Consider the following 24,194-nt stretch of genomic DNA (forward strand, 5'->3'; position numbering starts at 1 on the left):
GGCTGAGACGGGGCGAGAGGGCTCAGCCGGGGTACTGGGAGAGGCCGGTCCGCAGGTCCTCGAAGTTCATGACCGGGCGGACGGCTACCTTGGCGCCGGCCTGGAAGAAGGGCTCGGCGATGGGGGGCAGCTGGGAGGACTCCTTCATGTCGAAGACGATGAAGCAGGTGCGCTCGCCCTCCATGGCGGTGAAGTAGGCGGATTCGGGCTTGAGGTGCTCGAGGATGCCCTCGATGACCTTGGGCATGGTGCCGTCGGCGACGAGATGATTTGAGGCCTCGGTGTTGAAGCGGGCGGTCAGGAGCATGCGCATGGCGCTCAACCTTCCGGCTAGCGGTTCTTGGGCTCGTATACAGCGTCTCGCCGGAGGGTAAAGGGCGCAACCCATATGGGTGAGATCGCGGCATTTCGCCTGATATTTCAAGGATTATCTTTCTAGGGTTGATTCATGTGGATTCCTCCCGCGCATCGCGCCGCCCGCAGCGTCAGCTTCTCGTCCCGGCTGTCCCGTCGGGGGGTGATCGGGGCCGCGGGCGCGGCTGCGGCGGTGGCGGCGGGGATCGCGTTCGCGCCGAAGGCGGCCGCTGAGGCGGCGTACGACGTGGAGTACGTACCGCGCGCGGCCTGGGGGGCGGATGAGGGGAAGCGGTTCAAGGCGGACGGGACGGAGAACTCGCCGACGGTGTACCAGCCGGCGCAGGCGATGACGGTGCATCACACGGATACGCAGAACGGGGACCCGGATCCGGCGGCGACGGTGCGGGCGATCTACGAGCACCACGCGATCACCAATGACTGGGGGGACATCGGCTACCACTTCCTGATCGACGAGGCGGGCCGGATCTACGAGGGCCGCTGGTCGGGGAATGACGGGCTGCCCGGGCACGACCGGCAGGGCAGGGTGGTGACGGGCTTCCACGTGGCGGGGTTCAACTCGGGGAACATCGGGATCGCGCTGCTCGGGACGCTGGTGGAGCAGGGGCCGACCGAGGCGGCGGGGGCGGCGCTGGTGCGGCTGGCGGGAGCGATGGCGCGGTTCCACGGGATGGACCCGAGGGCGCGGATCACGTACACGAATCCGACGAACGGGGCGAAGCGCGAGGTGACGACGCTGCAGGGGCACCGGGACTGGATGCGGACGGACTGCCCGGGCGGGACGATGTACGGGCGGCTGCCGGCGGTCCGGGCGGCGGCGGCACAACGTGCGCGGAAGTGACGTCCGCCGCGGCAGTCCCACGACACCAGCCCTGTCGTGATCCCGTCAATGCCAGGATGGGGAACACTCGTTCTGCTACTGGTACAGGGGAGGACATCCGTGACAGGCACGGAGTTCGCGGTGGCCACGGAGGCCGCCGTGGTGTGGGTCGGGGCCAAGTTCATGACCTCGGAGGAACTGGCCGAGGAGGAGAAGCGCCTGGGGCTGCCCGGGAGGGCGCTGTATTTCAGGGGGCGCTCGGCCGTGGTCGGCGATCTGTCGGGGGTGGTGCTGAAGGAGGTCTTCGGCATCTTCCCGGCCTGGGTCGCCGACTGGGCGGCCGAGGCGGGGGCCACGGTGACGACGGCGGAGGCGGTGGCCGCGTACACCCGGGTCATCGAGACCTGGGGCACCAGGCATCTGGCCGGCGCCGACGGGCCCGAGCGCACCGCCGAACTGGCCTTCCGGGTCACCGACCGGACCGATGCCAGCGCCCTGCCGCTGTTCGCGGGCTGGCGGGCGGCGGCCAGGCCGGAGTCGCCGGAGGGCGCACTGGCCTTCGCCGTCATGCTGCTGCGCGAGCTGCGCGGCGGCCTGCACTTCGCGGCGCTGCGCGCGTACGGGGTCGGGGTGCCGGACGCCGTCACCGTCGACCCGACCGGCGGGCGGGGCCGCCTGCTGCGCACCGGCTGGCCCGAGGCCGACGCGGACGCGCTGCTGGAGCGGGCGGCCGGCATCCCGGACCTGGCCGAGCGCTGGCAGGCGGCACACCGGCGCACCGACGAGGCCTTCGGCCGGGCGGCGGCGGAAGCGCTGGACGCGGGTGAACTGGCGGAGCTGCGGGAGCGGTTGACGGCACTGGCGTAGAAGGCGTGCGGCCCCGGACCTGATTCAGGTCCGGGGCCGCGCGGCTGCTGCCTACTGCCTACCGCCTACTTCGCGAGGTAGGCGTTGTAGATGATCTGCGAGAGCGTGTTGCCCTTCTTGTCCGTGACGTTGGCCTTGAAGGAGACGCCCTTGCCCGCCGCCGGGTTCTTCAGCGTCACCTTGCCGCTGGAGACCTTGAGCTTCTTCCAGGTCGAGCCGCCGTTGACGGAGTAGTACACCGTCAGCGACTTCAGGTTGCTGCCCGCGGCCGAGCCCTGGACCTTGACCGGCACCTTGACCGTGGCCTTGGCCTTGGAGGTGTTGGCGGTGGTCAGGGTCGGGCTGTAGCGGACAACGGAGGCCGGGAGCTTGACGAAGTCGTCGGCCGCGACGTGCTTGGAGGAGAACGTCCAGGTCGAGGTGATCTTGCTGCTCACGGTCGCGATGCTGCTGCGGGTGACCGTGGTCGTCAGCTTGTACTTGGCGTTGCCCGCCGGGACGGTGAACTCGACGTCGAGGTCGTCGATCGAGCCGGCGAGGGTCTTGAGCTTGGTCCCGTTCCGGTAGATCGTCGTCGAGGCCTTGTCGTAGTCCGAGCCGCCCACGTGGCCCGCGGCATCGGTGAAGAGACCGAGGAAGCCGAGGATCGTGTCACCCGTGCGGTAGATGCCGTTGTCGTTCGACGCGGTGATGATCGGGCCGACGACACCGCCGTTGAAGGAGCTGGTGTAGCTCTTGCCCGCCGTGTACCTCTTGTTGGCGGCGGAGTACACCACCGGGATGGCGGAGAGGTCCTTGGGCGCCTGGACGAACAGCTGGCCCCAGGTGGAGGTCTTCGCGGTGACGTAGACCGACCGGGTGTACGGCAGCTTGCTCAGGGTGAGCACCGCCGGACCGCCGTTGCCGTAGTCGTCGTAGGTGAGGACGGTGCCGTAGGTGCCGGTCTTGACGGCGTTGGCCTTGGTGGTGACCTTCGCGTAGTCAGCGGCCTTGGTGACCTTGGTGTAGCCGGTGAAGAACGTCTTGGTCTGGGCCGCCGAGGTGTTGTACTCCTTGCTGCCGTGCCGCCAGCTGGTGTTGATGGAGGACGTCAGCGCGGTGGCGCTGAGCGCGGCCCCGCTGTGCGCGGTACGGAAGCCCGTGAAGTTGGGCAGGTACAGGAAGTTCTCGTAGCCGCCGGAGGAGTCGCTGAGTATGAAGCCGACCGAGCCGCCGACCTGCTTGGCGCTGGTGTCCGGGACCTTGACCTTCAGGGCCTTGGCGGTACGGGAGTCAAAGGTCACCGTGGTGTCGCCGGTGAGGCTGATCTTCGGGCGGACGATGTAGTCCTCGCCGGTCACCGCGGTGCCCGCCGCGTTGAGCGTGGCGAGGGCGCTGTCCAGGGTGTACGTGCCCTTGGGGAGCCGCACCTTGACGGTGTCGCCGCGGTCGGTGCCGAGGACGTACTGCCACTGGTCGGCGACGGCGGAGCTGAGACCGGTGATGGTGTCGATGTAGTTCTCGGTGAGGGCGCCGCTGCGGTTGAGGTGCTTGAGCGTCAGCGTGTAGGACTCGACCTCGCGGGTGATGCCGGCGGCGGTGCGCACCGTCTGGCCTTCGGCGGAGGTGCCGACGACGTAGCCGCTGTAGGAGCCGATGACGGAGTCGGCGTTGGGGTCGGCCGTCAGGTCGACGGTGGCGGTGCCACCGGCCGGGACAGTGACCGTGTTCGCCGAGAGGGTGAAGAAGCCGGCCGGGGTGGCGGCGCCGCTCGGGTCCGTACCGCTGGCCGTGAGGTCCAGCGTGACGTCCGCGTCACCGGTGTTGGTGTACGTGATCGTCTTGGTCTCGGCGGTGTCGTCGGTGTGCGGCCACGAGGCGGTGGCGAAGCTCACGGACGAGTCGGCGGTGACGGTCTGGGTGATCGCCTTCGTCAGGTCGGCCTGGCCGGAGCCCTGCTGGAAGGAGGTATAGCCGAGGCCGGCGTCGGTGGTGGAGGAGACCAGGGCGTCCTTGATCTGCTCGCCGCTCCAGGTCGGGTGCTCCTGGGCGAGGATGGCGGCGGCGCCCGCGACGTGCGGGGTGGCCATCGACGTACCCGAGATGGTCAGGTAGCCGGCCGGGTTCTCGCCGACCTCCTTGTCGATGACGCTGCCCGAGGCCGCGGCGGCCGTGATGTCGACGCCGGGGGCGGTGAGGTCGGGCTTGACCGCGTCGTCGCCCACGCGCGGGCCGCGCGAGGAGAAGTCAGCCAGCGTGCTGGTCTTGTCGACGGCGCCGACGGTGAGCGCGGAGTCCGCGCTGCCCGGGGAGCCGATGGTGCCGGCGGCGTCGCCCTCGTTGCCCGCCGCGATGACGAACAGCGTGCCGTACTGGGCGGAGAGGGTGTTGACGGCCGACTCGAGCACGTCATTGCCGGGGACGTCGGTGCCGCCGAGGCTCAGGTTGACGATCTTGGCGTTCTCAGCGGCCCACTGCAGGCCCGCGAGGATGCCGGCGTCGTCGCCGGAGCCCGTGTCGTCCAGGACCTTGCCGTTGAGCAGCGTCGCGCCCGGGGCGACACCCTTGTAGTAGCCGCTGGAGGCCGCGCCGGTGCCGGCGGCGATCGAGGCGACGTGGGTGCCGTGGCCGAACTTGTCGTCGGCGGTGGCGGCGGTGGAGAAGTTCTTGGACGTCTCGACCTTGGCGCCGTTGAGGTCGGCGTGCGTGGTGCGGATGCCCGTGTCGAGGATGGCGATCTTCACGCCGGTGCCGTCGAGGGACGGGCTCTGGGCCCATGCCGTCGGGGCGCCGATCTGGGTGCGGCTCCAGTCGACGTCGGACGCCTTCTGGATCGCGTTCAGCCAGACCGTCTTGAGGCCGGACTCGGCCGTGGCGTACTGGCTCGCGCCCTTGGGCTCGTTGGTGAGCGCCTGCCACACCCCTGCGGTGTCCTGCTGGTCGGTGGAGACCGACTCGCCGTTGAGCTTGCTGTAGGTGTGCGTGATCTCGGCGCCGTCGGCGGCGTGCAGCTCGGCCTTGGCCTCCGGCTTGCTGCCCTTGTACGTGACGATGTAGCCGAGGCCCTTGGCCTGCGCCTTCACGTACTCGGCGCGGCTGAGGGTCGTGATGTCGAAGAGGCGGCGGTCGACCTTGCCCCCGGCTATCAGCTTGGCGGCGTCGAGCGGGATCACGTAGGTGTGACCCTGGGCCTTCCGCACCGATATCGACACGTCCGCGCGGCCCGCGCCGCGCTGGATGCCGATCACCTTGCCCTTGGCGTTGACCGCGACGCGGTCACCGGTGATCAGCGTGATCCATGTGACCTTGCCCTGCTTGGCCGCCGCCGCCTTCGAGACGGTGACCGCCTGTGCGGGTGACGCGGCTCCGGCCGGCGTGATCGCCAATGCGGCAGTCACTGCCGCGGTTACCCCCGTGGCGAGCGCGACAGCGCTCGCCTTCTTCCATCCTGCGTACAACTTGTCCCCTGGTGTCTGCTGTTGGACACGCGGGAGCAGTGGTTTCCGAGGCGCGCGTACGCGAAAATTCCCCCGCGGGCGAAGCCCCCCACCGACACCCCGATGATGATTCTCAGTATCTTCACACGATCTGAGAACCTCAATAGTCACACTGTCAACAACGTGTCACAGTCCCGTAGGGGCCGGACCGCTGCTCGCCCGGACCGTCAGCTCGGGGGCGAGCAGCCGGAGCTCCTCCTTGAGACCGCCCTCCAGCTTGGCGATGACGAGCTCCACCGCACCCCGTCCCATCTGCTGCGCGGGGATGGCCACCGAGGTCAGCTGGGGTGCGGACTGGGTGGCCACCGGCTCGGGGCAGACCGCGACCACCGACACGTCCTCCGGCACCGCCCGGCCCTGCTGGCGCAGCAGCGCGAGCAGCGGCCCTATGGCCGCCTCGTTCTGCACGACCAGAGCGGTGGTATCCGGCCGTTCCTCGAAGATCCGCGAGATGGTGCCGGCCGTGGACTCGTAACTGCCCTCGCAGGGACGGTGGATGAGCCGCAGGCCACGGGCGGCGGCGCCGGCGCGCAGCCCCTGGAGGGTGCGCACGGCGAAGCCGGTGTGCCGCTGGTAGACGGCCGGGGCCTCGCCGATGACGGCGATGTCGCGGTGGCCGAGGTCGGCGAGGTGGTCGACGCACAGCGCGCCGGTGCCCTCGAAGTCCAGGTCGACGCAGGTGAGACCGGCCGTGTCGGCGGGCAGGCCGATGAGTACGGAGGGCCGCTCGGAGGCCTGGAGGAGGGGGATGCGCTCGTCCTCCAGCTCGACGTCCATGACGATCATCGCGTCGGCGAGCCCGCTGGCGGCGACCCGGCGGACGGCCTGCGGGCCCTCCTCGCCGGTGAGCAGCAGCACGTCGTATCCGTACTGGCGGGCGGTGGTGGCCACCGCGATGGCGATCTCCATCATCACAGGTACATACATGTCTGTACGCAGCGGCACCATGAGCGCGATGATGTTCGAACGGCTGCTGGCCAGCGCGCGGGCACCCGCGTGCGGGTGGTAGCCGAGCTCCTGGATGCTCTGCTCGACCCGTGCCCGCGTGGTTTCGGAGATGGACCGCTTGCCGCTGAGGACATACGACACGGTGCTGGCGGAGACTCCGGCGTGCCGGGCGACCTCGGCGAGCGTGACCATCCAGATTCTCCATCCAGTGAAGCGCTTCGACACCTGACCGTAGACCCGCTCCGGGGCGGCTGTCCAGAGGAGAGTCGAAGCGCTTCAACTGTGTCGGGTTCACTTCCCAAGTGGCTGATTCCGGTTAGGAGTTGGCTGTGAGTCTGTTGTGAATCACGGGGGCCGACTACATACTCGGTATGCAATCGACGGGGGTTGGGCGAGGGGGATCGCTCGTGGGGGAACATCGCGTGCGCGCGCCTCGGACCACAGCTCTCGTGTGTCCAGACACAGACACCAGGGGAAAAGTTGCGCGCATTACGGAGAAAGGCGAGCGCGATCGCGCTCGCAACGGGGGTCGCGGCGGCACTGACCGCCGGAGCCATCGCCCCTTCGCAGGCAGCCACCGGACAGACGACCGGGCAGACCACCCGGCAGACCACCGGCCGGACCGCCGGACAGGCCACGCTCACCGCGACCGCGCCCAAGGGCAGCGCGAAGACCTGGATCACCCTCATCACCGGTGACCGCGTCGGCGTGAACGCCAAGGGCAAGCCGGTCGCCATCCGGCACGCCAAGGGCCGTGAGCACATACCCGTACAGATACAGACGCTGAACGGGCACACCTACGCGATACCGCTCGACGCCACCCAGCTGATCCAGAAGGGCCGGGTCGACCGCCGGCTCTTCGACGTCACCACACTGAGCCGCGCCGAGTACGTGAAGGCGCAGGCCAGGGGCCTCGGCTTCATCGTCACGTACAAGGGCGGCAAGCCGGAGGCCAGGGCCGAGCTGCACGCCGCCGACGGCACCCGGGTCACGCACACCTACAAGCGGCTCGGCGGCGAGGCGGTCAGCACGCCGGACCGCGACGCCGCCGGGGTGTGGAAGGCGCTGACCAACGAGCCGGCGGCGGGGACGCCTTACGCGACCGCCGAGTCCGGCCTGGAGACGGTGTGGCTGGACGCTATCCAGAAGGCGTCCGACGTCGACTGGAGCCGCACCCAGATCGGCGCCCCGACGGCATGGGCCCAGAACCCCTCCCTCGACGGCACCGGTGTGAAGATCGCCATCCTCGACACCGGCGTCGACAAGGACCACGCGGACCTGAACGGCGCCAAGGTCGTGGACGAGAAGAACTTCGGGGCCGCCAACAACGTCGACGACCACTTCGGTCACGGCACCCACGTCGCCTCGATCGCGGCCGGCACCGGCGCGGCCTCCGGCGGCTACTACAAGGGCGTCGCCCCGGGCGCGACGCTCATCAGCGGCAAGGTCCTGGACGACGACGGCTACGGCGACGACGCCGGCATCATCGCGGGCCTCGAATGGGCCGCCGCCTCCGGCGCGAAGATCGCCAACCTGAGCCTCGGCGGCACCGACACCCCCGGTGTCGACCCGATCGAGGAAGCGGTCAACAAGCTGTCCGCCGACACCGGCACGCTGTTCGTCATCGCGGCGGGCAACGAGGGCGAGTTCGGGGACTCCACCGTCGGCTCCCCCGGCAGCGCGGACGCCGCGCTGACCGTCGGCGCCGTCGACAAGGACTCCAAGCTGGCCTCGTTCTCCTCGCGCGGCCCGCGCGTGGGCGACGGCGCCATCAAGCCGGATGTCACCGCCCCCGGCGTCGACATCACCGCCGCCGCGGCCCCGGGCACCATCATCGACACCGACCCGGGCGTCCCGCACCCGGCCCCGGGCTACCTGACCATCTCCGGTACGTCGATGGCCACCCCGCATGTCGCGGGCGCCGCCGCCATCCTCGCCCAGGAACACCCGGACTGGACCGGCCGGCAGATCAAGGCCACCCTCACCGGGGCCACCACCGACAGCGGCGCCGGCTACAACCCCTTCCAGCAGGGCACCGGCCAGGTCGACCTCACCAAGGCGATCAAGCAGACGGTCACCGCCGACCCGGTCTCCCTCAGCTACGGCCTCGCCCAGTGGCCGCACACCGACGACCCCAAGCAGACCAAAACGGTCACCTACACCAACTCCGGTGACGCCGATGTGGTCCTGGACCTGACCGCCAAGGGCACCGGCCCCAAGGGCGGCGCCGCCCCCGACGGCTTCTTCGCCCTCTCCGCCGACAAGGTCACCGTCCCGGCCCACGGCACCGCCACGGCCGACCTCACGGTGGACACCACCCTCGGCGGCGACGTCAACGGCGCCTACAGCGCGTACGTCGTGGCCACCGCCGCCGACGGGCAGACGGTCCGCACGGCGGCCGCCGTGACCCGCGAGGTCGAGTCCTACAACCTCACCATCAAGGCCCTCGACCGCAGCGGCACCGCCACCGGCAACTACAGCGCCCTGCTCCAGGGCCTCACCGGCGACGGCGCCGGCCTCTTCTCCGCGCCCTACGACGCCAGCGGCACCGTCACCGTCCGGGTACCCAAGGGCCGTTACGTCCTCAGCGGCAGCGTCATCGTCGGTGACGGCAACACCTGGCAGGGCGCCGACTGGATCAACGACCCCAACCTCGTGATGTCCGGCGACACCGACCTCACCCTCGACGCCCGCACCGGCAAGCCGATCGACATCACCGTCCCGGACACCGCGGCCGTCTCCCAGTTCGCCTCGCCCGACTTCAGCGTCACCGTCGGCAACACCGGTGCCGGCTTCGGCTGGTGGCTCGACTCGTACGCCGGATTCCGCACCGCCCACCTCGGTCCCGCCGCCGCCCCCGGCGAGCTGCACGAGACCTACGGGGGCACCTGGACCCACGGCAAGACCGAGTACAACCTGGCGTACGGCCGCAGCAAGACCACCCTCGCGACCGGCTACACCAAGCACGCCAAGGCCTCCGAGCTCGCCAAGCTCGGCATCAGGCTCGGCACCTCCGCCAAGAACAAGTCCGGTCTGCTCTTCGTCATGGGCGACACCGGCTACGGCGGCAGCGGCATCGCCTTCACTCACAAGCTGCCGTACAACTACACGCTGTACGTCAACGGCGGCGGCTCGGTGAAGTGGTCCTTCGAGTTCATCCAGCTCAACAGCGCCGGCGACTTCGAGGCCGACTACACCACCGCCAACTCCGTCTACAAGGCCGGCAAGACCTACGCCAAGACCTTCAACGTCGGCGTCTTCGGCCCGAAGGTCAGCAAGGACTTCGGCATCTTCCGCACCGGCAACCAGCTCTACGGCTTCCTGCCGCTGCTCGCCGACGGCTCCGGCCTCACCGGCGGCACCACGTACGACAAGGCGAAGACCGTCCTCTACGCCAACGGCGTCAACGTCGGCTCCAGCACCGACCCCCTCACCGGGGACAGCGAGCCCTTCACCGTCGCCTCCGGCAAGAAGAACTACCGGCTCACCACCTCCCTCACCCGCAGCGGCGTCGCGACCGTCTCCACCAGGGTCACCGCCGCCTGGACCTTCACCTCCAAGAAGACCTCCACCCTGACCCAACTGCCCGCCTCAGCGGTCAAGTTCAGCCCCGCGCTGACCACGGCCAGCACCTCCAAGGCCAAGGCCACGGTCAAGGTCCCGGTGAAGGTGCTGGGCTCGGCCGCCGGCCGCAACCTGAAGTCCCTGAAGGTCTACGTCTCCTTCGACGGCGGCTCGCAATGGACCAGGCTCACCGTCCGCGGCGGCAAGGTCACCGTCAAGAACCCCAAGGCCGGCAAGGGCGTCTCCTTCAAGGCCAACGTCACCGACAAGAAGGGCAACACGCTCTCCCAGGTCATCTACAACGCGTACCTGGCGAAGTAGCCCCGCGTGGCGGTCGGCGTACTGGGCGCGAAGCGCTCAGTACGCCGACCAGCCGCCCCCGTGCCGCGGCCCCGACGACGGCGCCTGCCCGCGCGGCCGCCGCCCGCGCGGCCCCGCGCCCTCCCGGCCGTCCCGGCCGGGCTCCCTGGTCTCCTCCGGCCCCGGCCGCTCGTCCCGGATGGCCTGCCGCTCCTGCTCCGGCAGTGCCTCCCACTTCGACCGCAGCGGATCCAGCCCGGCGCCCAGCGCCCGCGCCCCGGCGGGGCTGTCCAGTACGTCCCCCAGCTCCATCCGCCCCGACAGCAGCCTGCGCGCCAGGTCCTGAAGGTCGGGACCCCCGACGCCGCTCTCGGTGACCTTGCGCAGGGTGCGGGTGAACCGGGCGGCCTGCCCGGGGTCCAGGGCCGCGTCGTGGAACTCTGTTTCCTCTGCCATGCCCACTGTGTCCTCTCCCCGTCAGCCGAAGACCGCGCGGACTGCGCGCTGCGTACGGCCGGTGTTCCCGCCGTCGCCGGTGCCGTCGCCGCCGGTGGCGTCCTCGCCGGTGCCCGTGGCCTCGTGGCTGCGGCCGCTGACGCGTTCCGTGACCTTCTCCGTGAGCGGCTCGGTCGCCTTTTCCACGTAGTTCCCGGTTTCCGTGAACTGCTTGGCGCCCTCCGTCAGCCCCGCGGATCCGGCCGCGCCCACGTCGTAGCCCTTCTGTTGGCCGTAGTGCATGTCGATGCCCTGCCTGACCGTGTCCTGGGCGACCGCCTTGGCACCGTCCTTGACCGCGTCCTGGAGCATCGGCTTGAGGACGTGCCTGCCGACCTCGGTGGCCCCGCGCTTCGCGAGAGCCTTCGCCTGGTCGCGCGTGAAGTTGCGGACCAGGTCCTTGATCGCCTGGACGGAGGCCTTCTCGGCGATCTGGGTGACCTTCTCGGCGATCACCCGCCGCAGTCGCATGAGCAGCTCGCGGACGGCGATACGGGCCGCCTGCGTGGCGGCCAGCAGTCCGCCCTCGGAGAGCCCGAACGTGAAGGGCGCGGCGGCCTGGGCGGCGGCGAACTCGAAGGCCAGCGCGATGAGCTGGGCGATGACCATGGCCTTGACGATCATGACCTCGACGGCCACGCCGTCCAGCGCGACGGCGATGAACTCGGCGGTCTGCCGGGCATCGGACAGATAGCCGTCACCGCCGTCGCTGAACTGCCGCCAGGCCTCGGCGAAACTGTCGGCCGCGTCACCGGAGTTGGACGAGATGACCTGCCCGGCAGTGGTGACGCCTCGCGCCTCCAGCTGTGCGACCTCCTCGGCGAAGGTACGCCACGCACCGGCGGCTTCCATGATCTTGCTCTCGTCGGCCTCGGGCCAGTCGTAGCCCAGCAGGTTGAGAACCCAGGCGACTTCGCCGGGCAGCATCAATGACATCGTGTGTCGGTCCCCCGTAGGACAGTTCAGATGGTTCAGGTGGTTCAGAGGGTTGGGCGCTGGGCGTTCAGCGTGCCCATGTACGTCACGGCCTCGACGTCACTGCGCTGGTAGTTGTCGGCCATCGCCTTGAGGGACTCGCCGATCTTCGTCAGCTCACTGCCGAGGAAAGGCATCGACTCGTCCATGCCCTGCTTGATCGGATCGTGGACCGTGGACACGATCTCGCCGAAGTCGTCCTCACCCCATGGCTTTTCGAGGCCGTCGAGGGTGTCCTTCAGGCGCGCGGCGGCGGCGCTGAAGTCCCAGCCGAGGTCATGGAAGGACTCACCGGCGGACCTGAGCGAGTCCGGGTCGGTCCGGAACTGCTGGGCTGTCATTTCGTCCCCCTGCGTAAAGATCAGAAGCCGCATCCTATGGCGACGCGCGAAGCGCCCCAACGCCTCGTCAGCCCCTCCCCGTTCTCTCCACAGTCCCTCCTCAGCCGGTCGGGTAACGTCCTGCGACGTCGTAATTCACGGGAGAAGGGGCCGGTCGGTCATGGGAGAAGTCACCCAAAGGTGGAAGCGCTTCGCCGCCGGGCGCGGGACGGGGCTTCTCCTCGTCGTCGCCGGGCTGCTGCTCTCCACGGTCTGGGTGCAGCAGTCCCTGTCCGAGACCGGGTTCATCGGCACGCACGGAACGCTGACCGTTGAGCGGTGCTCGTTCGTCGCCAATCACGGCAGCAGGAGGAGCCGGCAGCTCCAGGACCGGGACTACGACTGCACCGGCACGTTCGTGGCGGACGGGGGCGGTGCGATGGACACGGCCGCCGTGGTCCGCGTCAGCGACGACCAGCGGATCGGTACCGAGCTCTCGGTGCAGCAGTCCGGCGGCGACTACCAGTTCCCGGGCTGGACCCGTGCGCTGCTCACCATGGCCGGGGCGTTCGTCATGCTCGCCGTCTTCGCCTTTGGGCTGTTCTGCCTCGTCACCGGCTGTTCGTTCGGCAAGTGGGGCGGGCCGACCTCCAAGGAGGCCGAGGAGAAGATCAAGGGGACATGGTTCGACAGGTTCCTCAACACGCTCTACCTGGCCGGTGGCGGCGGGGCCCTGCTGTTCGCCGTCGCCGGCGGCATCGCCTGGCTGTAGGGCCGGCCTTTCTGGACCGTACGCAGGCCGGAAGCCCCGTCACCGCCGTGACGGGGCTTCCGGCATCCGTGGTACCGGCTCCGCTACTTGGCCGTGGCGGCCTGGTCCTTGACCGTGATCTGGCCCTTCTTGATGGTCGCGACGCGCGGCGCCCGCTTCGCGATGGCGGAGTCGTGGGTGACCATGATGAAGGTCAGCCCGTACTCCTTCCAGAGGCCGTCGAGCAGGGCGAGGATGTCGTCGCGGGTGCCCTCGTCCAGTGCGCCGGTGGGCTCGTCGGCGAGGAGCACCTTGGGCTTCTTGACCAGCGCGCGGGCGATGGCGACGCGCTGCTGCTGACCGCCCGACAGCTCGCCGGGGAGGTGGTGCAGCCGCTCGGAGAGGCCTACGGACTCCAGTGCCTCGGCGGCGCGCGTACGGCGCTCGGAGACCTTCAGGCCGAGGGGGACGAGGGCGGTCTCGACGTTCTCCTGGGCGGTGAGGGTCGGGATGAGGTTGAAGCTCTGGAAGATGATGCCGATGTTCTCGGCGCGCACCTTCGTGAGCTTGGTCTCGCTCAGCTTGGCGATGTCGACACCGTCGAGCTCGACGCTTCCCGCCGTGGGGCGGTCGAGGCCGCCGAGCATCTGCAGCAGCGTGGACTTGCCGCCGCCGGTGGGGCCCTGGATGACGAGTTGGTCGCCGTCCTCGATGACCAGGTCGATGCCGCGCAGGGCGTGGACGGTGTCCTTGCCGCGTGAGTACTGCTTGGTCACGCCGCTCAGTCTGTACATGGGGTGAGCTCCTGAACTCCTGGAGAAGAAAGGCACGTTGGGGCGGGCAGGGCGGGCCGGGGCCCGCTATTCGACGCGGCGCAGCGCGTCGGCCGGGCGCAGCCGGGAGGCCCGCCAGCCGCCGAAGGTGCCGGCGATCAGACCGCCCAGGACGGCCAGGGCGACCGCGAGGGCGATGGTGTTGACGCTGACCGGAGCGGTGAGGGTGACGTCGATCGCCTTGGCCGCCGCCTGGCGGCCGGGGCCGCCGAAGCCGCCACCGCCGCCGGGGCCGCCCTGGCCGCCGCCACCGCCGCCGGAGGCGAGGGAGGCGCTCAGGGTGGGGCTGATCGCGGTGACGGTGTACGCGCCGGCGAGGCCGAGCGCGATGCCGAGGGCGCCGCCGATCAGGCCGTTGACGAAGGCCTCGCCCATGACCTGGCGGGTGACGCGGCCGGACTTCCAGCCCAGAGCCTTGAGGGTGCCGAACTCACGGACGCGGCGGTTGACGGCTGAGGAGGTGAGGAGCGCGGCCACCAGGAAGGCGGCGATGAGGACCGCGATGGACAGCCACTTGCCGACGTTGGTGGCGAGGCTGGAGGCGGTGGACAGGGAGCCGGAGACCGTGGAGGCCAGGTCGGAGGAGGTGGTGACCGTGGTGCCGGAGACGTTCTTCTGGATCGCCGTCTTGACGGAGTCGATCTTCTTGGAGTCCGTGGCCTGGACGTAGATCGTCGTGACCTTGTTCTTGGAGTCCGCGAGCGTCTGCGCCTCGGTCAGCGGGATGTACGCGTTGGCGGCGGAGTCACCACTGTCGGCGGTGGCGATGCCGATCACCTTGAGCTTGACGCTGCTGACGGTGAGGGTGCTGCCGACCTTCAGCTTCTTGGTCTTGGCGTACGCGCTGTCGAGGATCACGACCTTGGCGCTGGCGTCGGCGCTGGTGAAGGCGCGGCCGCTGGTGATCTTCGAGGAGGTCAGCGGGCCGAGGTCGAGGTTGGTGACGTCGGTGCCGTAGACGGTGTAGGAGTCGATGCTGAAGTTGGCGCCGCCGCCCTGCACCTGGCCCTGCGGCTGGCCGCTGCCGCCGTTGCCGCCGCCGTTCTGGCCGCCGCCGTTCTGGCCGCCCGCGTTGGGGGCCTGCGAGAAGGTGCCGCGGTCGAAGGTGCCGTTGACCTTGGTGACGTTCAGGCTCAGGCCGCCGACGGCGCTCTTGACCCCGCTCTGGGCCTTGACCTTGGTGACCACGGAGGACGCGAGCGACTGGAAGCCCTGGACGTTGACGCGGTCGCTGCTCTGGCTCTTGCTGTCGTTCCGCGCGTTGAAGTCGAAGTTGGGCCGGCCGGAGCTGGCCGCGGTCGGGGTGGCCGCCTTGGTGACCGTCATGTCCGTACCGAGGCCGTAGAGAGACTGCAGCACCTTGCCCTGGGCCTGGGTCATGCCTGCCGACACCGAGTTGACGGTGATGACGAGTGCGATGCCGAGGGCGAGGCCCAAGGAGATGACGATCGCCGCTTTTTTGCGGCGGCGCAGCTCACGCCGGAGATATGTGAAGAACATGCGATTCCTCGCCGATGCCGCCCCGATACGGGGATGTATTCAGAATGTGGAACGGGAGGGAGGCGGGGGAAACGCCTCCCTCCCGTTCCGGCGACGGTAGGAATCAGCTGTGATGAACGTGTGAGGCCGGGATGAGAGCCTGATGAGAAACCCTCATGCGCTGCTCAGACCACGTTCATTTCCTCTCGGGCCTGCGGCGCCTCGACCACCTGGTCGGTGATGGTGACCTGGCCGGCCTTGATGGTGGCCAGCCGCGGGGCGCTCTTCGCGATGTGGGAGTCGTGGGTGACCATGATGTACGTCAGCCCGTACTCCTTCCACAGCCCGTCGAGCAGGGCGAGGATCTCGTCCCGGGTGCCCTCGTCCAGTGCGCCGGTGGGCTCGTCCGCGAGAAGCACCTTGGGCTTCTTGACCAGCGCTCGGGCGATGGCGACGCGCTGCTGCTGACCGCCCGACAGCTCGCCGGGAAGGTGGTGCAGCCGCTCGCCGAGGCCCACGGAGGTGAGCGCCTCGGCCGCGAGGCGGCGGCGCTCGGCGGCCTTGGTGCCCTGCGGGGCGAGGGCGGTCTCGACGTTCTCCTGGGCGGTGAGGGTCGGGATGAGGTTGAAGCTCTGGAAGATGATGCCGATGTTCTCGGCGCGCACCTTCGTCAGCTTGGTCTCGCTCAGCTTGGCCAGGTCCACGCCGTCCAGCTCGACGCTTCCGGCCGTGGGGCGGTCGAGGCCGCCGAGCATCTGCAGCAGCGTGGACTTGCCGCCGCCGGTGGGGCCCTGGATGACGACCTTGTCGCCGTCCTCGATGACGAGATCGATGCCGCGCAGCGCGTGCACGGTCTCCTTACCGCGTGAGTACTGCTTGGTCACGCCGCTCAGCTTGTACATGGGGTGACTCCTGAAGTCTGTCCTGGGAGGGGTGTTGGATGCCGGGCCCCCGGGGGGAAGCAGGGGCCCGGCATCCGGTCTGTGAAGGCCGGCCGTGGTGACGGCTTCGGCTACTCGACGCGGCGCAGCGCGTCGGCCGGGCGCAGCCGGGAGGCCCGCCAGCCGCCGAAGGTGCCGGCGATCAGACCGCCCAGGACGGCCAGGGCGACCGCGAGGGCGATGGTGTTGACGCTGACCGGAGCGGTGAGCGCGATGTCGATCGCCTTGGAGGCGGTCTGCTGGCCCGGGCCGCCACCGCCGGGGCCGCCCTGGCCGCCACCGCCGGAGGAGGTGGAGCCGAGCGAGGCGCTCAGGGTCGGGCTGATCGCGGTGACGGTGTACGCGCCCGCCAGGCCCAGCGCGATGCCGAGGGCGCCGCCGAGCAGACCGTTGACGAAGGCCTCGCCCATGACCTGCCGGGTGACCCGGCCGGACTTCCAGCCCAGCGCCTTCAGGGTGCCGAACTCACGGACACGGCGGCTGACGGCGGAGGAGGTCAGCAGCGCGGCGACGAGGAAGGCGGCGATCAGGACGGCGATCGACAGCCACTTGCCGACGCTGGTCGCGAGGTTGGACGCGGTGGACAGCGAACCGGAGACCGTGGAGGCCAGGTCGGAGGAGGTGGTGACGGTGGTGCCGGAGATGTTCTTCTGGATGGTCGCCTTGACGGCGCTGATCTTCTTGGAGTCCGTGGCCTTGACGTAGATCGTCGTGACCTTGTTCTTGGAGTCCGCGAGGGTCTGCGCCTGCTTCAGCGGGATGTAGAGGTTCGCGGTGGAGGAGCCGCTGTCGGCGGTGGCGATACCGATGATCGTGAACTTGGTGCCGCTGATGGTGACCGTGCTGCCGACCTTGTACTTCTTGGTCTTGGCGTACGCGCTGTCCACGACCGCGACCTTGGCGTTGGTCTCGGTGCTCTTGAAGGTACGGCCACTGGTGATCTTCGACGTGGTCAGCGGGCCGAGGTCGAGGTTGCTGACGTCGGTGCCGAAGACCGTGTAGCTGTTGACGCTGAAGTTGGCGCCGCCGCCCTGCACCTGCGGCTGCGCGGTGGAGTTGCCGCCGCCCTGGCCGCCCTGCTGGCCGCCGCCGCTGTTGCCGGTGGTGGACTTGGCCTGGCCCTGGGTGAAGGAGCCGTCCACCTTGGTCACGTTCAGGCTGAGCCCGCCGACCGCGGAGGCGACACCCGTCTGCTGGGAGACCTTGGTGACGACCGAGGAGGCCAGCGACTGGAAGCCCTGCACCCGGACGTTGTCGGAGCTCTGCTTCTTGCTGCTGCTGTTGCTCTGCGCGTCGAAGTCGAACTTCGGGGCACCGCTGCTCGCGGCAGTCGCCGTCTGCGCCTTGGTGACGGTCATGTCCGTACCGAGGCCGTAGAGCGATTCCAGCACCTTGCCCTGGGCCGCTGACATGCCTGCCGACACCGAGTTCACGGTGATGACCAGCGCGATGCCGAGGGCGAGACCCATGGAGATGACCAGGGCCGCCTTCTTCCGGCGGCGCAGCTCACGCCTGAGATAGATGAGAAACATGCCAATCCTCGCGTATGCCCCAAGGGGACTGTGGGTTGCAGGACAGCCCGTGCGGGGCCACGGCGAAAAACTATGTATGGATGTTTATGGAGAGCTGAGTGGCGCATGTGGGGGAGATGAGAAGGTCACCCACTGGATGAGAACCGCCCTAAGGCGGGTATGAAAGGGGGGCGCAGCGACCGCTCAGGGGTGGGGGAAAACGACATGTCAGACCAATCACCATGGAACGCCGGTGGATTCGGGCCAGCACCGCAACTTCCGCCACAGATACCGGCACAGGCCTTCCCGCCACCGCCGGCGTACGCGCCCGCCCCGGGCTGGGCGTCCCCGCCGCCGCCTCCGCCGCCCCGCAGACGCGGCGTCGCGGCTCTCATCATCGCCGGGGTGGTCGCCGCCGCGATCATCGCCGGTTTTCTCATCTGGGCACCGTGGAGCGACGCCTCCGGCGAGGCGGGCGCCAAACCGTCCCCCTCGGCCTCCAAGGACCCGGCCAAGATCGCCGAGGCCGCGCTGCGCCAGGCGGCGCAGGCCCTGAGCAACGCCCCGGTGGTCGCGTACAAGGGCCAGTTCACCGACAGCGACGACGCCGTCTCGGCCTTCGAACTCCAGACCACCCACAACGGCTGGGGCCGCGGCTCCCTCGCCTCCGGCAAGCACACCATCCAACTGCTCACCGCAGGCGACAACCGCCTCATGAAGGCCGACACCGCCTACTGGAAGGCCCAGAAGTACAACTCGACCACCATCAAGCACTTCGCCAACCACTGGCTCGACTCGGCCACCGATCTCCCCGACCTCGCCGCCCTCACCGACCCCCTCGCGCCGGCCAACCTCGCCAAGCTCATGCTCGACGCCGCCAACCGCGGCCACGTCACCCCCGGCACCGAGACCACCCTCTCCGGCATCCCGGCCCAGCGCCTCTACACCCCCTCCGGCCGCTTCTACGTCACCTCCGCCACGCCCCACACCCTCGTACGCGTCCAGTCCGCCGCCTCTTCCTCGGACGCCTCCGACTCCTCGGGCCTGCTCCCCCTGCCGGACGGCACCGACGCCACCGTCGCCGAGCTGACCGACACCACCCGTACCGCCTTCACCACCGCCTACAACAAGGACCTCGGCGCCCTCACCTCCGCCGTCGACCCCAACGTCACCTTCTCCAGCACCGGCAAGGCCCGCTTCACCCCCTGCGGCAACTACAGCTGCACCGCCAGGTTCTCCATCAAGAACTCCGTCTACGACCCCGACGGCACCGCCAAATCCCAGGCCGTCCACGCCGTCATCACCATCGACGTCAAACTCGACGGCCGCCAGGTCAAGCACTGCACCTTCAACCGCACCATGAAGGCCAACGGCACGGTCGCCCTCACCTGCAAGGCCACCTACTCAGCCTCCCTCTACAGCGACCACACCGTCCGCGGCCTCCCCGACGCCTGGGCCCGCGCCGTCCCCGACACCGAGATCAAGCAGCTCAAAGCCGGCTTCGCCACGGACGCCGCACCCACGGGGAACGGGTCGGCGGCTTAGGGTCTGTCCGGCGGATCTTGGTCGGATAGGCCGCGGCGTCTGGTGCGGTGCATCGCAAGGCGCCGAAATGCCCACAGGGTGGTTTCCTGTGGGCATTTCGGCAACGCCGCGAGGTGCCGTGCCAGGCGTCGCGGACCCGGCCAGGATCCGCCGGACAGACCCTAGGGCGCCCCGGAACTCAAATCGCCGGGCGGGCCGAATTCGGCCCGCCCGGCGATTGAGTGGCGTATCCCCCTGACGCGTCAGCGGGCGCCGAGGAGGTGGTCCATGGCGAGCTGGTCGAGCTGCTCGAAGGCCATGCCGCGCTTGGCGGCGGCCTCGGCGTCGAACTCCTCGAAGGCGGTGGGGTCGGCGAGGAGGTCGGCGAGGGTCTCGCCCTCGGCGAGGGTGGTCTGCGCGAGCTGGTCGAGGCGGGAGGCCTTCAGGGCCTCCTGGACCTGGGGGTCGGCCCGGAAGGCGGTGGCGCGCTCCTTGAGGAGGAGGTAGTTGCGCATGCAGCCCGCGGCGGAGGCCCAGACGCCGTCGAAGTCCTCGGTGCGCGGGGGCTTGAAGTCGAAGTGCTTGGGGCCTTCGTAGCCGGCCGATTCGAGCAGGTCCACCAGCCAGAAGGCCTGGCGCAGGTCGCCGGCGCCGAAGCGGAGGTCCTGGTCGTACTTGATGCCGGACTGGCCGTTGAGGTCGATGTGGAAGAGCTTGCCGTGCCACAGGGCCTGGGCGATGCCGTGCGGGAAGTTGAGCCCCGCCATCTGCTCGTGGCCGACCTCGGGGTTGACGCCGACGCGGTCGGCGTGGGCGAGCTCGTTGATGAAGGCCAGGGCGTGGCCGACAGTGGGGAGCAGGATGTCGCCGCGCGGCTCGTTGGGCTTGGGCTCGATGGCGAAGCGCAGGTCGTAGCCCTGGGAGACGACGTAGTCGCCGAGCAGGTCGAAGGCCTCCTTGAGGCGGTCGAGGGCGACCCTTACGTCCTTGGCGGCGCCGGACTCGGCGCCCTCGCGGCCGCCCCAGGCGACGTAGGTGGTGGCGCCCAGCTCCGCCGCGAGGTCGATGTTGCGGATGGTCTTGCGCAGCGCGTAGCGGCGTACGTCGCGGTCGTTCGCGGTGAAGGCGCCGTCCTTGAAGACGGGGTGGGTGAAGAGGTTGGTGGTCGCCATGGGCACCTTCATGCCGGTGGCGTCCAGGGCCTGGCGGAAGCGCTTGATGTGCGACTCGCGGGCGGTGTCGTCGGACCCGAAGGGGATCAGGTCGTCGTCGTGGAAGGTGACGCCGTACGCGCCGAGCTCGGCGAGCCTGGTGACGCTCTCGACCGGGTCGAGGGCGGGGCGGGTCGCGTCGCCGAAGGGATCGCGGCCCTGCCAGCCGACGGTCCAGAGGCCGAAGGTGAACTTGTCGTCGGGAGTGGGGGTGAGATTCATTGCTGCGGCTCCTCGGTTCCTCTATTCGTAAGACCACTGAACAAATTAGTATGCGCATGCCGTGTTTGTGAAGGACCGAGGGAGCCGCAGTTATGGGACGCGTCGTCGAAGGCGTTGGACGGGTTGTGCTCGGGGTGGACAGCTCCACCCAGTCGACGAAGGTGCTCGCCGTCGACGCCGACAGCGGGGAGGTGCTGGCCCGGGGACAGGCCCGGCACGTCGTCAGCGAGGGCGCGGCCCGCGAGACCGACCCCGAGGTGTGGTGGCGCGCGCTCCAGGACGCGCTTGCGCAGGTCGGCGATTACGCCGCACGCGCAGAGGCGGTTTCCGTCGGCGGGCAGCAGCACGGGCTGGTCGTCGTGGACGGGGACGGGCTGCCGCTGCGGCCCGCGCTGCTGTGGAACGACGTGCAGTCCGCGCCCCAGGCCGCCGCACTCGTCGAGCGCTACGGGGCCGCGTGGTGGGCGGAGCGGTTCGGCAGCGTGCCCGGGGCCAGCTTCACGGTCACGAAGTGGGCGTGGCTCGCCCAGCACGAGCCCGAGGCGGCGAAGGCGGCCGCGGGCGTCCGCCTGCCGCACGACTTCCTCACGGAACGGCTGACCGGGGCCGCCGTCACGGACCGCGGCGACGTGTCCGGCACCGGGTGGTGGTCCACGGCCGCCGAGGCCTACGACGAAGCGCTGCTCGCCGAGATCGGCCTCGACCCCGCGCTCCTCCCCCACGTCCTGGGCCCCCGCGAGGCCGCCGGGATCACCCTGCCCGGCGTCGGCGTGCGCGAGGGCGCCCTGGTCGCGGCCGGCACGGGCGACAACGCCGCCGCCGCGCTCGGCCTCGGGCTCGCCCCCGGCCAGGCCGCGCTGAGCCTCGGCACCTCCGGCACGGTGTACACCCCCTCGACGGCCCGGCCCGCCGACCCCTCCGGCACGGTCGCCGGATTCGCGGGGGCGGACGGCGGCTGGCTGCCGCTCGCGTGCACCCTGAACTGCACACTGGCGGTCGACAAGGTCGCGTCCTTGCTCTCGCTCGACCGCGAGGCCGTGGAGAGCGGGGGGTCCGTGGCTCTGCTGCCCTTCCTGGACGGCGAGCGCACGCCGAACCTGCCGTACGCTTCCGGCGTGCTCAGCGGCCTGCGGCACGACACGACCCCCGGCCAGGTCCTCCAGGCGGCCTACGACGGAGCCGCCTACGCCCTGCTCGCCGCGCTCGACCAGGTCCTGGCCGTGGACGGCTCCCCCGCCGATGCCCCGCTCCTGCTCATCGGCGGCGGCGCCCGGGGCACCGCCTGGCGCGAGACGGTGCGGCGGCTGTCGGGGCGGGCGGTTCAGGTGCCGGCGGCGGACGAGCTCGTCGCGCTGGGCGCGGCCGCGCAGGCGGCGAGCCTGCTGACCGGCGAGGCCCCGGCGGCGATCGCCCGGCGGTGGGGGACGGCGCAGGGCGTGTCGTACGAGCCCGTGACCCGGGACGAGGCCGCGCTGGAGCGGCTGGGCGGGGAGCTGACGCGGGCGTTCGGGACGGCCTGAGGCAGGCCGCTACCGGGTGGCTGGTTACGGTTGCTTTGGCGGCCTCCGGCGAGTGGCCGGTTGGACGCGCACCCTGGAAGGAGTCCACCGTGCCGAAAGGCCCCGGCTCGCAGGCCGGCCTGCGGCGACACAACCTCGCCCTGGTCATGCACAGCGTCGCGACCCGCGGCGAGATCTCGCGCGCGGCGGTCGCGGCGGAGATCGGGCTGACCCGGGCGACCGTGTCGACGCTGGTCGACGAGCTGCTGACGGCGGGGCTGCTCGTCGAGCTGGGCGCGCAGCGCCCCGGCACGGTCGGCCGGCCCGGCACCGCGCTGGCGCTGAACGGCAACGGCCCGGCCGGAATCGGGGCGGAGGTGGGGGTCGACCATCTCGCGGTGTGCGCGGTGGACCTGCGCGGGACGGTCCGGGTACGGGCGGAGGTCGAGGCGCGCAACCGCGAGCGGGACCGGCCGCCGGGCGAGGTGCTGCGCGAGCTGACCGGGCTCATAGGCGAGGTGGAGGCCGAGGCGGAGGCCCTTGGCCTGCGGCCCGCCGGGCGGACGGTGGCGGTGCCGGGACTGGTCGGCCGGGACCGCCGCACCGTGCTGAGGGCGCCCAACCTGGGCTGGGAGAACATCGCCGTCCCCCTACCGGCGGCCGTCGAGAACGAGGCGAACCTCGGCGCGCTCGCCGAGCTGTGGCTCGGGGGACATGAGACGGCTGCGGCAGTCACCGACTTCATCCACGTGTCCGCCGAGATCGGCATCGGCGCCGCCCTGATCATCGACGGCCGCCTCTTCCGGGGCGCCCGGGGCTTCGCGGGCGAGCTCGGCCACGTACCCGTACATCCCAACGGCCCGCGCTGCTCGTGCGGAGCGCGCGGGTGCCTGGAGCAGTACGCGGGCGAGCAGGCCGTGCTGCGCGCGGCCGGGATCCCGCCGGAACGGCAGGGCGCGCTCAAGGCGCTGCACACCGCGGCCGCCGACGGCGACCCGGCGGCGCTCAAAGCGCTGGCGGCCGCCGGGCAGGCGCTCGGCATCGCGCTGAGCGGGGCGGTGAATCTGCTGGACCCCCAGGCGGTCGTCCTCGGCGGGCCGCTGGCCGAGCTGGCGCCCTGGCTGCGGCCCGCGGTGGAACGTGAGCTGGGCCGCAGGGTCACCGACCGCCAGTGGCCGCCGGAGGCGCTGCTCGTGTCCCGGCTGGGCCGGGACGGGGTGCTGCTGGGGGCCGCGTACAGCACGGTGCGGGCGGTGCTGGACGACCCTCAGGCCTACGCCTTCAGCAACGCGTAGGCGTAGCCGCCCCTGGTGCCCTTGGCCGGGTCGACGGAGACCATCAGGCCCCTGGCGGCGAGCCGGTACTCCATGGTGTGGCTGGCGATTCCGTCCTCGCTGCAGGTGAAGACCTCGCTGACCTCGTGCTTCCCGTCCCCGTCCAGGCCCCCGGAGGTCAGGGCGACGGTCATCGAGCCGGTGCCGAGGCAGGCCACCTGGACGGTGACGCGGGTGCCGGACGCCAGGGAGGCGTCCAGGTTGCCGGTCGGCCGGCTCAGCCCTGCGCTGCCGCTCTCGAAGGCGTCGGCCGAGAGCACGGACGCGGCCTTCCTGGCCTGCGCCAGCTCGGTCGTGTCCAGGCTCACGGCCTTCTCAGGCGAGGACGAGGGCGAGGGCGAGGGCGAGGCCTTGGTGGAGCTGGTGGCAGTACAGGCCGTGGCGGCCAGCAGAACAGCGAGCGCGCCCATGATCTTCATCTTTGGCTGCGGCATCGTGATTCCCCCCGGTGATCCGATCGTGCGGTCACCGACACCCTTCCGCACGGCCCGCGCCGCGAATCACCGCTTGAGCAAGATCAGAGCTTGCCACCCGTTCCCAGGACTAGGGCCCTTCTGATGGATCTCCGTGGGAGAAGGAGCGGGGTCTGGTGCCTGTGATCGCAAGGCGCCGGAGCGCCCACAGGGTGGTTTCCTGTGGGCGTTTCGGCAACGCCGCGAGCGCTGGTGCCAGGGCACGCGACGCCACGGAGATCCATCAGAAGGGCCCTAGGGCTACCGTGGGGCGTGGAGCCCCCGCCGCGCATGCAC

At 70.3% G+C, this 24,194-nt stretch carries 19 protein-coding genes; 7 read left to right on the forward strand and 12 right to left on the reverse strand.

What is annotated here, in order from left to right; genetic code table 11:
• Positions 1-22: 22 nt before the first annotated feature.
• Entirely contained in the window at positions 23-313 is a 291-nt protein-coding gene (locus OG607_RS16660) for a hypothetical protein (RefSeq protein WP_405723957.1), read from the reverse strand.
• 135 nt (positions 314-448) lie between these two features.
• On the opposite strand from OG607_RS16660, the gene OG607_RS16665 reads away from it, so the two are divergent.
• Positions 449-1,216: a peptidoglycan recognition family protein gene (locus tag OG607_RS16665; protein WP_405723958.1), complete on the forward strand. Its 768-nt coding sequence runs from the start codon at positions 449-451 to the stop codon at positions 1,214-1,216.
• Between the two features lie 99 nt (positions 1,217-1,315).
• Positions 1,316-2,062 carry an SCO6745 family protein gene (locus OG607_RS16670; protein ID WP_405723959.1) on the forward strand — a complete coding sequence of 249 codons (747 nt, stop codon included), beginning with the start codon at positions 1,316-1,318 and terminating at the stop codon, positions 2,060-2,062.
• 65 nt (positions 2,063-2,127) lie between these two features.
• On the opposite strand, the gene OG607_RS16675 is transcribed toward OG607_RS16670, so the two are convergent.
• Positions 2,128-5,439, reverse strand: a complete 3,312-nt coding sequence (locus tag OG607_RS16675) for a S8 family serine peptidase (protein WP_405723960.1) — start codon at positions 5,437-5,439, stop codon at positions 2,128-2,130.
• A 225-nt stretch (positions 5,440-5,664) separates the two neighbouring features.
• Complete coding sequence (locus OG607_RS16680; RefSeq protein WP_329313250.1) at positions 5,665-6,678, reverse strand: LacI family DNA-binding transcriptional regulator; 1,014 nt, start codon at positions 6,676-6,678, stop codon at positions 5,665-5,667.
• A gap of 288 nt (positions 6,679-6,966) precedes the next feature.
• Between OG607_RS16680 and OG607_RS16685 the strand changes: the two genes are divergently transcribed.
• Entirely contained in the window at positions 6,967-10,371 is a 3,405-nt protein-coding gene (locus tag OG607_RS16685; protein WP_405723961.1) for a S8 family peptidase, read from the forward strand.
• Between the two features lie 36 nt (positions 10,372-10,407).
• Here the strand turns inward: OG607_RS16685 and OG607_RS16690 are convergent, their stop codons facing one another.
• From OG607_RS16690 to OG607_RS16700, 3 genes are read right to left on the reverse strand one after another with little or no spacing between them, the layout of a single operon-like run.
• Positions 10,408-10,806: a hypothetical protein gene (locus OG607_RS16690; protein ID WP_405723962.1), complete on the reverse strand. Its 399-nt coding sequence runs from the start codon at positions 10,804-10,806 to the stop codon at positions 10,408-10,410.
• A 21-nt stretch (positions 10,807-10,827) separates the two neighbouring features.
• On the reverse strand, positions 10,828-11,772 hold the full coding sequence (locus OG607_RS16695) for a PE-PGRS family protein (RefSeq protein WP_405723963.1): 945 nt from the start codon (positions 11,770-11,772) through the stop codon (positions 10,828-10,830).
• A gap of 53 nt (positions 11,773-11,825) precedes the next feature.
• Complete coding sequence (locus OG607_RS16700; RefSeq protein ID WP_405723964.1) at positions 11,826-12,161, reverse strand: WXG100 family type VII secretion target; 336 nt, start codon at positions 12,159-12,161, stop codon at positions 11,826-11,828.
• Positions 12,162-12,321: 160 nt separating this feature from the next.
• Here OG607_RS16700 and OG607_RS16705 point away from each other — a divergent pair, with 160 nt between their 5' ends.
• On the forward strand, positions 12,322-12,912 hold the full coding sequence (locus OG607_RS16705) for a hypothetical protein (RefSeq protein WP_405723965.1): 591 nt from the start codon (positions 12,322-12,324) through the stop codon (positions 12,910-12,912).
• 83 nt (positions 12,913-12,995) lie between these two features.
• On the opposite strand, the gene OG607_RS16710 is transcribed toward OG607_RS16705, so the two are convergent.
• The 4 genes from OG607_RS16710 to OG607_RS16725 all read right to left on the reverse strand — a co-directional run bounded on the left by OG607_RS16710 (position 12,996) and on the right by OG607_RS16725 (position 17,676).
• Complete coding sequence (locus OG607_RS16710) at positions 12,996-13,685, reverse strand: ABC transporter ATP-binding protein (protein WP_405723966.1); 690 nt, start codon at positions 13,683-13,685, stop codon at positions 12,996-12,998.
• Positions 13,686-13,751: 66 nt separating this feature from the next.
• Positions 13,752-15,224: an ABC transporter permease gene (locus OG607_RS16715; RefSeq protein ID WP_405723967.1), complete on the reverse strand. Its 1,473-nt coding sequence runs from the start codon at positions 15,222-15,224 to the stop codon at positions 13,752-13,754.
• A 164-nt stretch (positions 15,225-15,388) separates the two neighbouring features.
• Positions 15,389-16,105 carry an ABC transporter ATP-binding protein gene (locus tag OG607_RS16720; protein ID WP_405723968.1) on the reverse strand — a complete coding sequence of 239 codons (717 nt, stop codon included), beginning with the start codon at positions 16,103-16,105 and terminating at the stop codon, positions 15,389-15,391.
• Between the two features lie 110 nt (positions 16,106-16,215).
• Positions 16,216-17,676 (reverse strand): ABC transporter permease, encoded by a 1,461-nt coding sequence (locus tag OG607_RS16725; protein WP_405723969.1) that lies wholly within the window; start codon positions 17,674-17,676, stop codon positions 16,216-16,218.
• A gap of 204 nt (positions 17,677-17,880) precedes the next feature.
• On the opposite strand from OG607_RS16725, the gene OG607_RS16730 reads away from it, so the two are divergent.
• Positions 17,881-19,200 carry a hypothetical protein gene (locus OG607_RS16730; protein ID WP_405723970.1) on the forward strand — a complete coding sequence of 440 codons (1,320 nt, stop codon included), beginning with the start codon at positions 17,881-17,883 and terminating at the stop codon, positions 19,198-19,200.
• 242 nt (positions 19,201-19,442) lie between these two features.
• Here the strand turns inward: OG607_RS16730 and xylA are convergent, their stop codons facing one another.
• Positions 19,443-20,612, reverse strand: coding sequence for a xylose isomerase (gene xylA, locus OG607_RS16735; RefSeq protein WP_405723971.1), 1,170 nt, complete (start codon positions 20,610-20,612; stop codon positions 19,443-19,445).
• Between the two features lie 92 nt (positions 20,613-20,704).
• On the opposite strand from xylA, the gene xylB reads away from it, so the two are divergent.
• Positions 20,705-22,132, forward strand: coding sequence for a xylulokinase (xylB, locus tag OG607_RS16740; protein WP_405723972.1), 1,428 nt, complete (start codon positions 20,705-20,707; stop codon positions 22,130-22,132).
• A 146-nt stretch (positions 22,133-22,278) separates the two neighbouring features.
• The gene (locus OG607_RS16745) at positions 22,279-23,406 is read left to right on the forward strand and encodes an ROK family protein (RefSeq protein ID WP_405736829.1); all 1,128 of its coding nucleotides are present in this window, start codon (positions 22,279-22,281) and stop codon (positions 23,404-23,406) included.
• Here the strand turns inward: OG607_RS16745 and OG607_RS16750 are convergent.
• Complete coding sequence (locus OG607_RS16750) at positions 23,385-23,879, reverse strand: hypothetical protein (protein ID WP_405723973.1); 495 nt, start codon at positions 23,877-23,879, stop codon at positions 23,385-23,387. The two genes, OG607_RS16745 and OG607_RS16750, sit on opposite strands and share 22 nt — an antisense overlap.
• Between the last annotated feature and the right edge of the window lie 315 nt (positions 23,880-24,194).

The sequence above is a fragment of the Streptomyces sp. NBC_01537 genome, assembly GCF_045040445.1.
GTDB lineage: Bacteria > Actinomycetota > Actinomycetes > Streptomycetales > Streptomycetaceae > Actinacidiphila.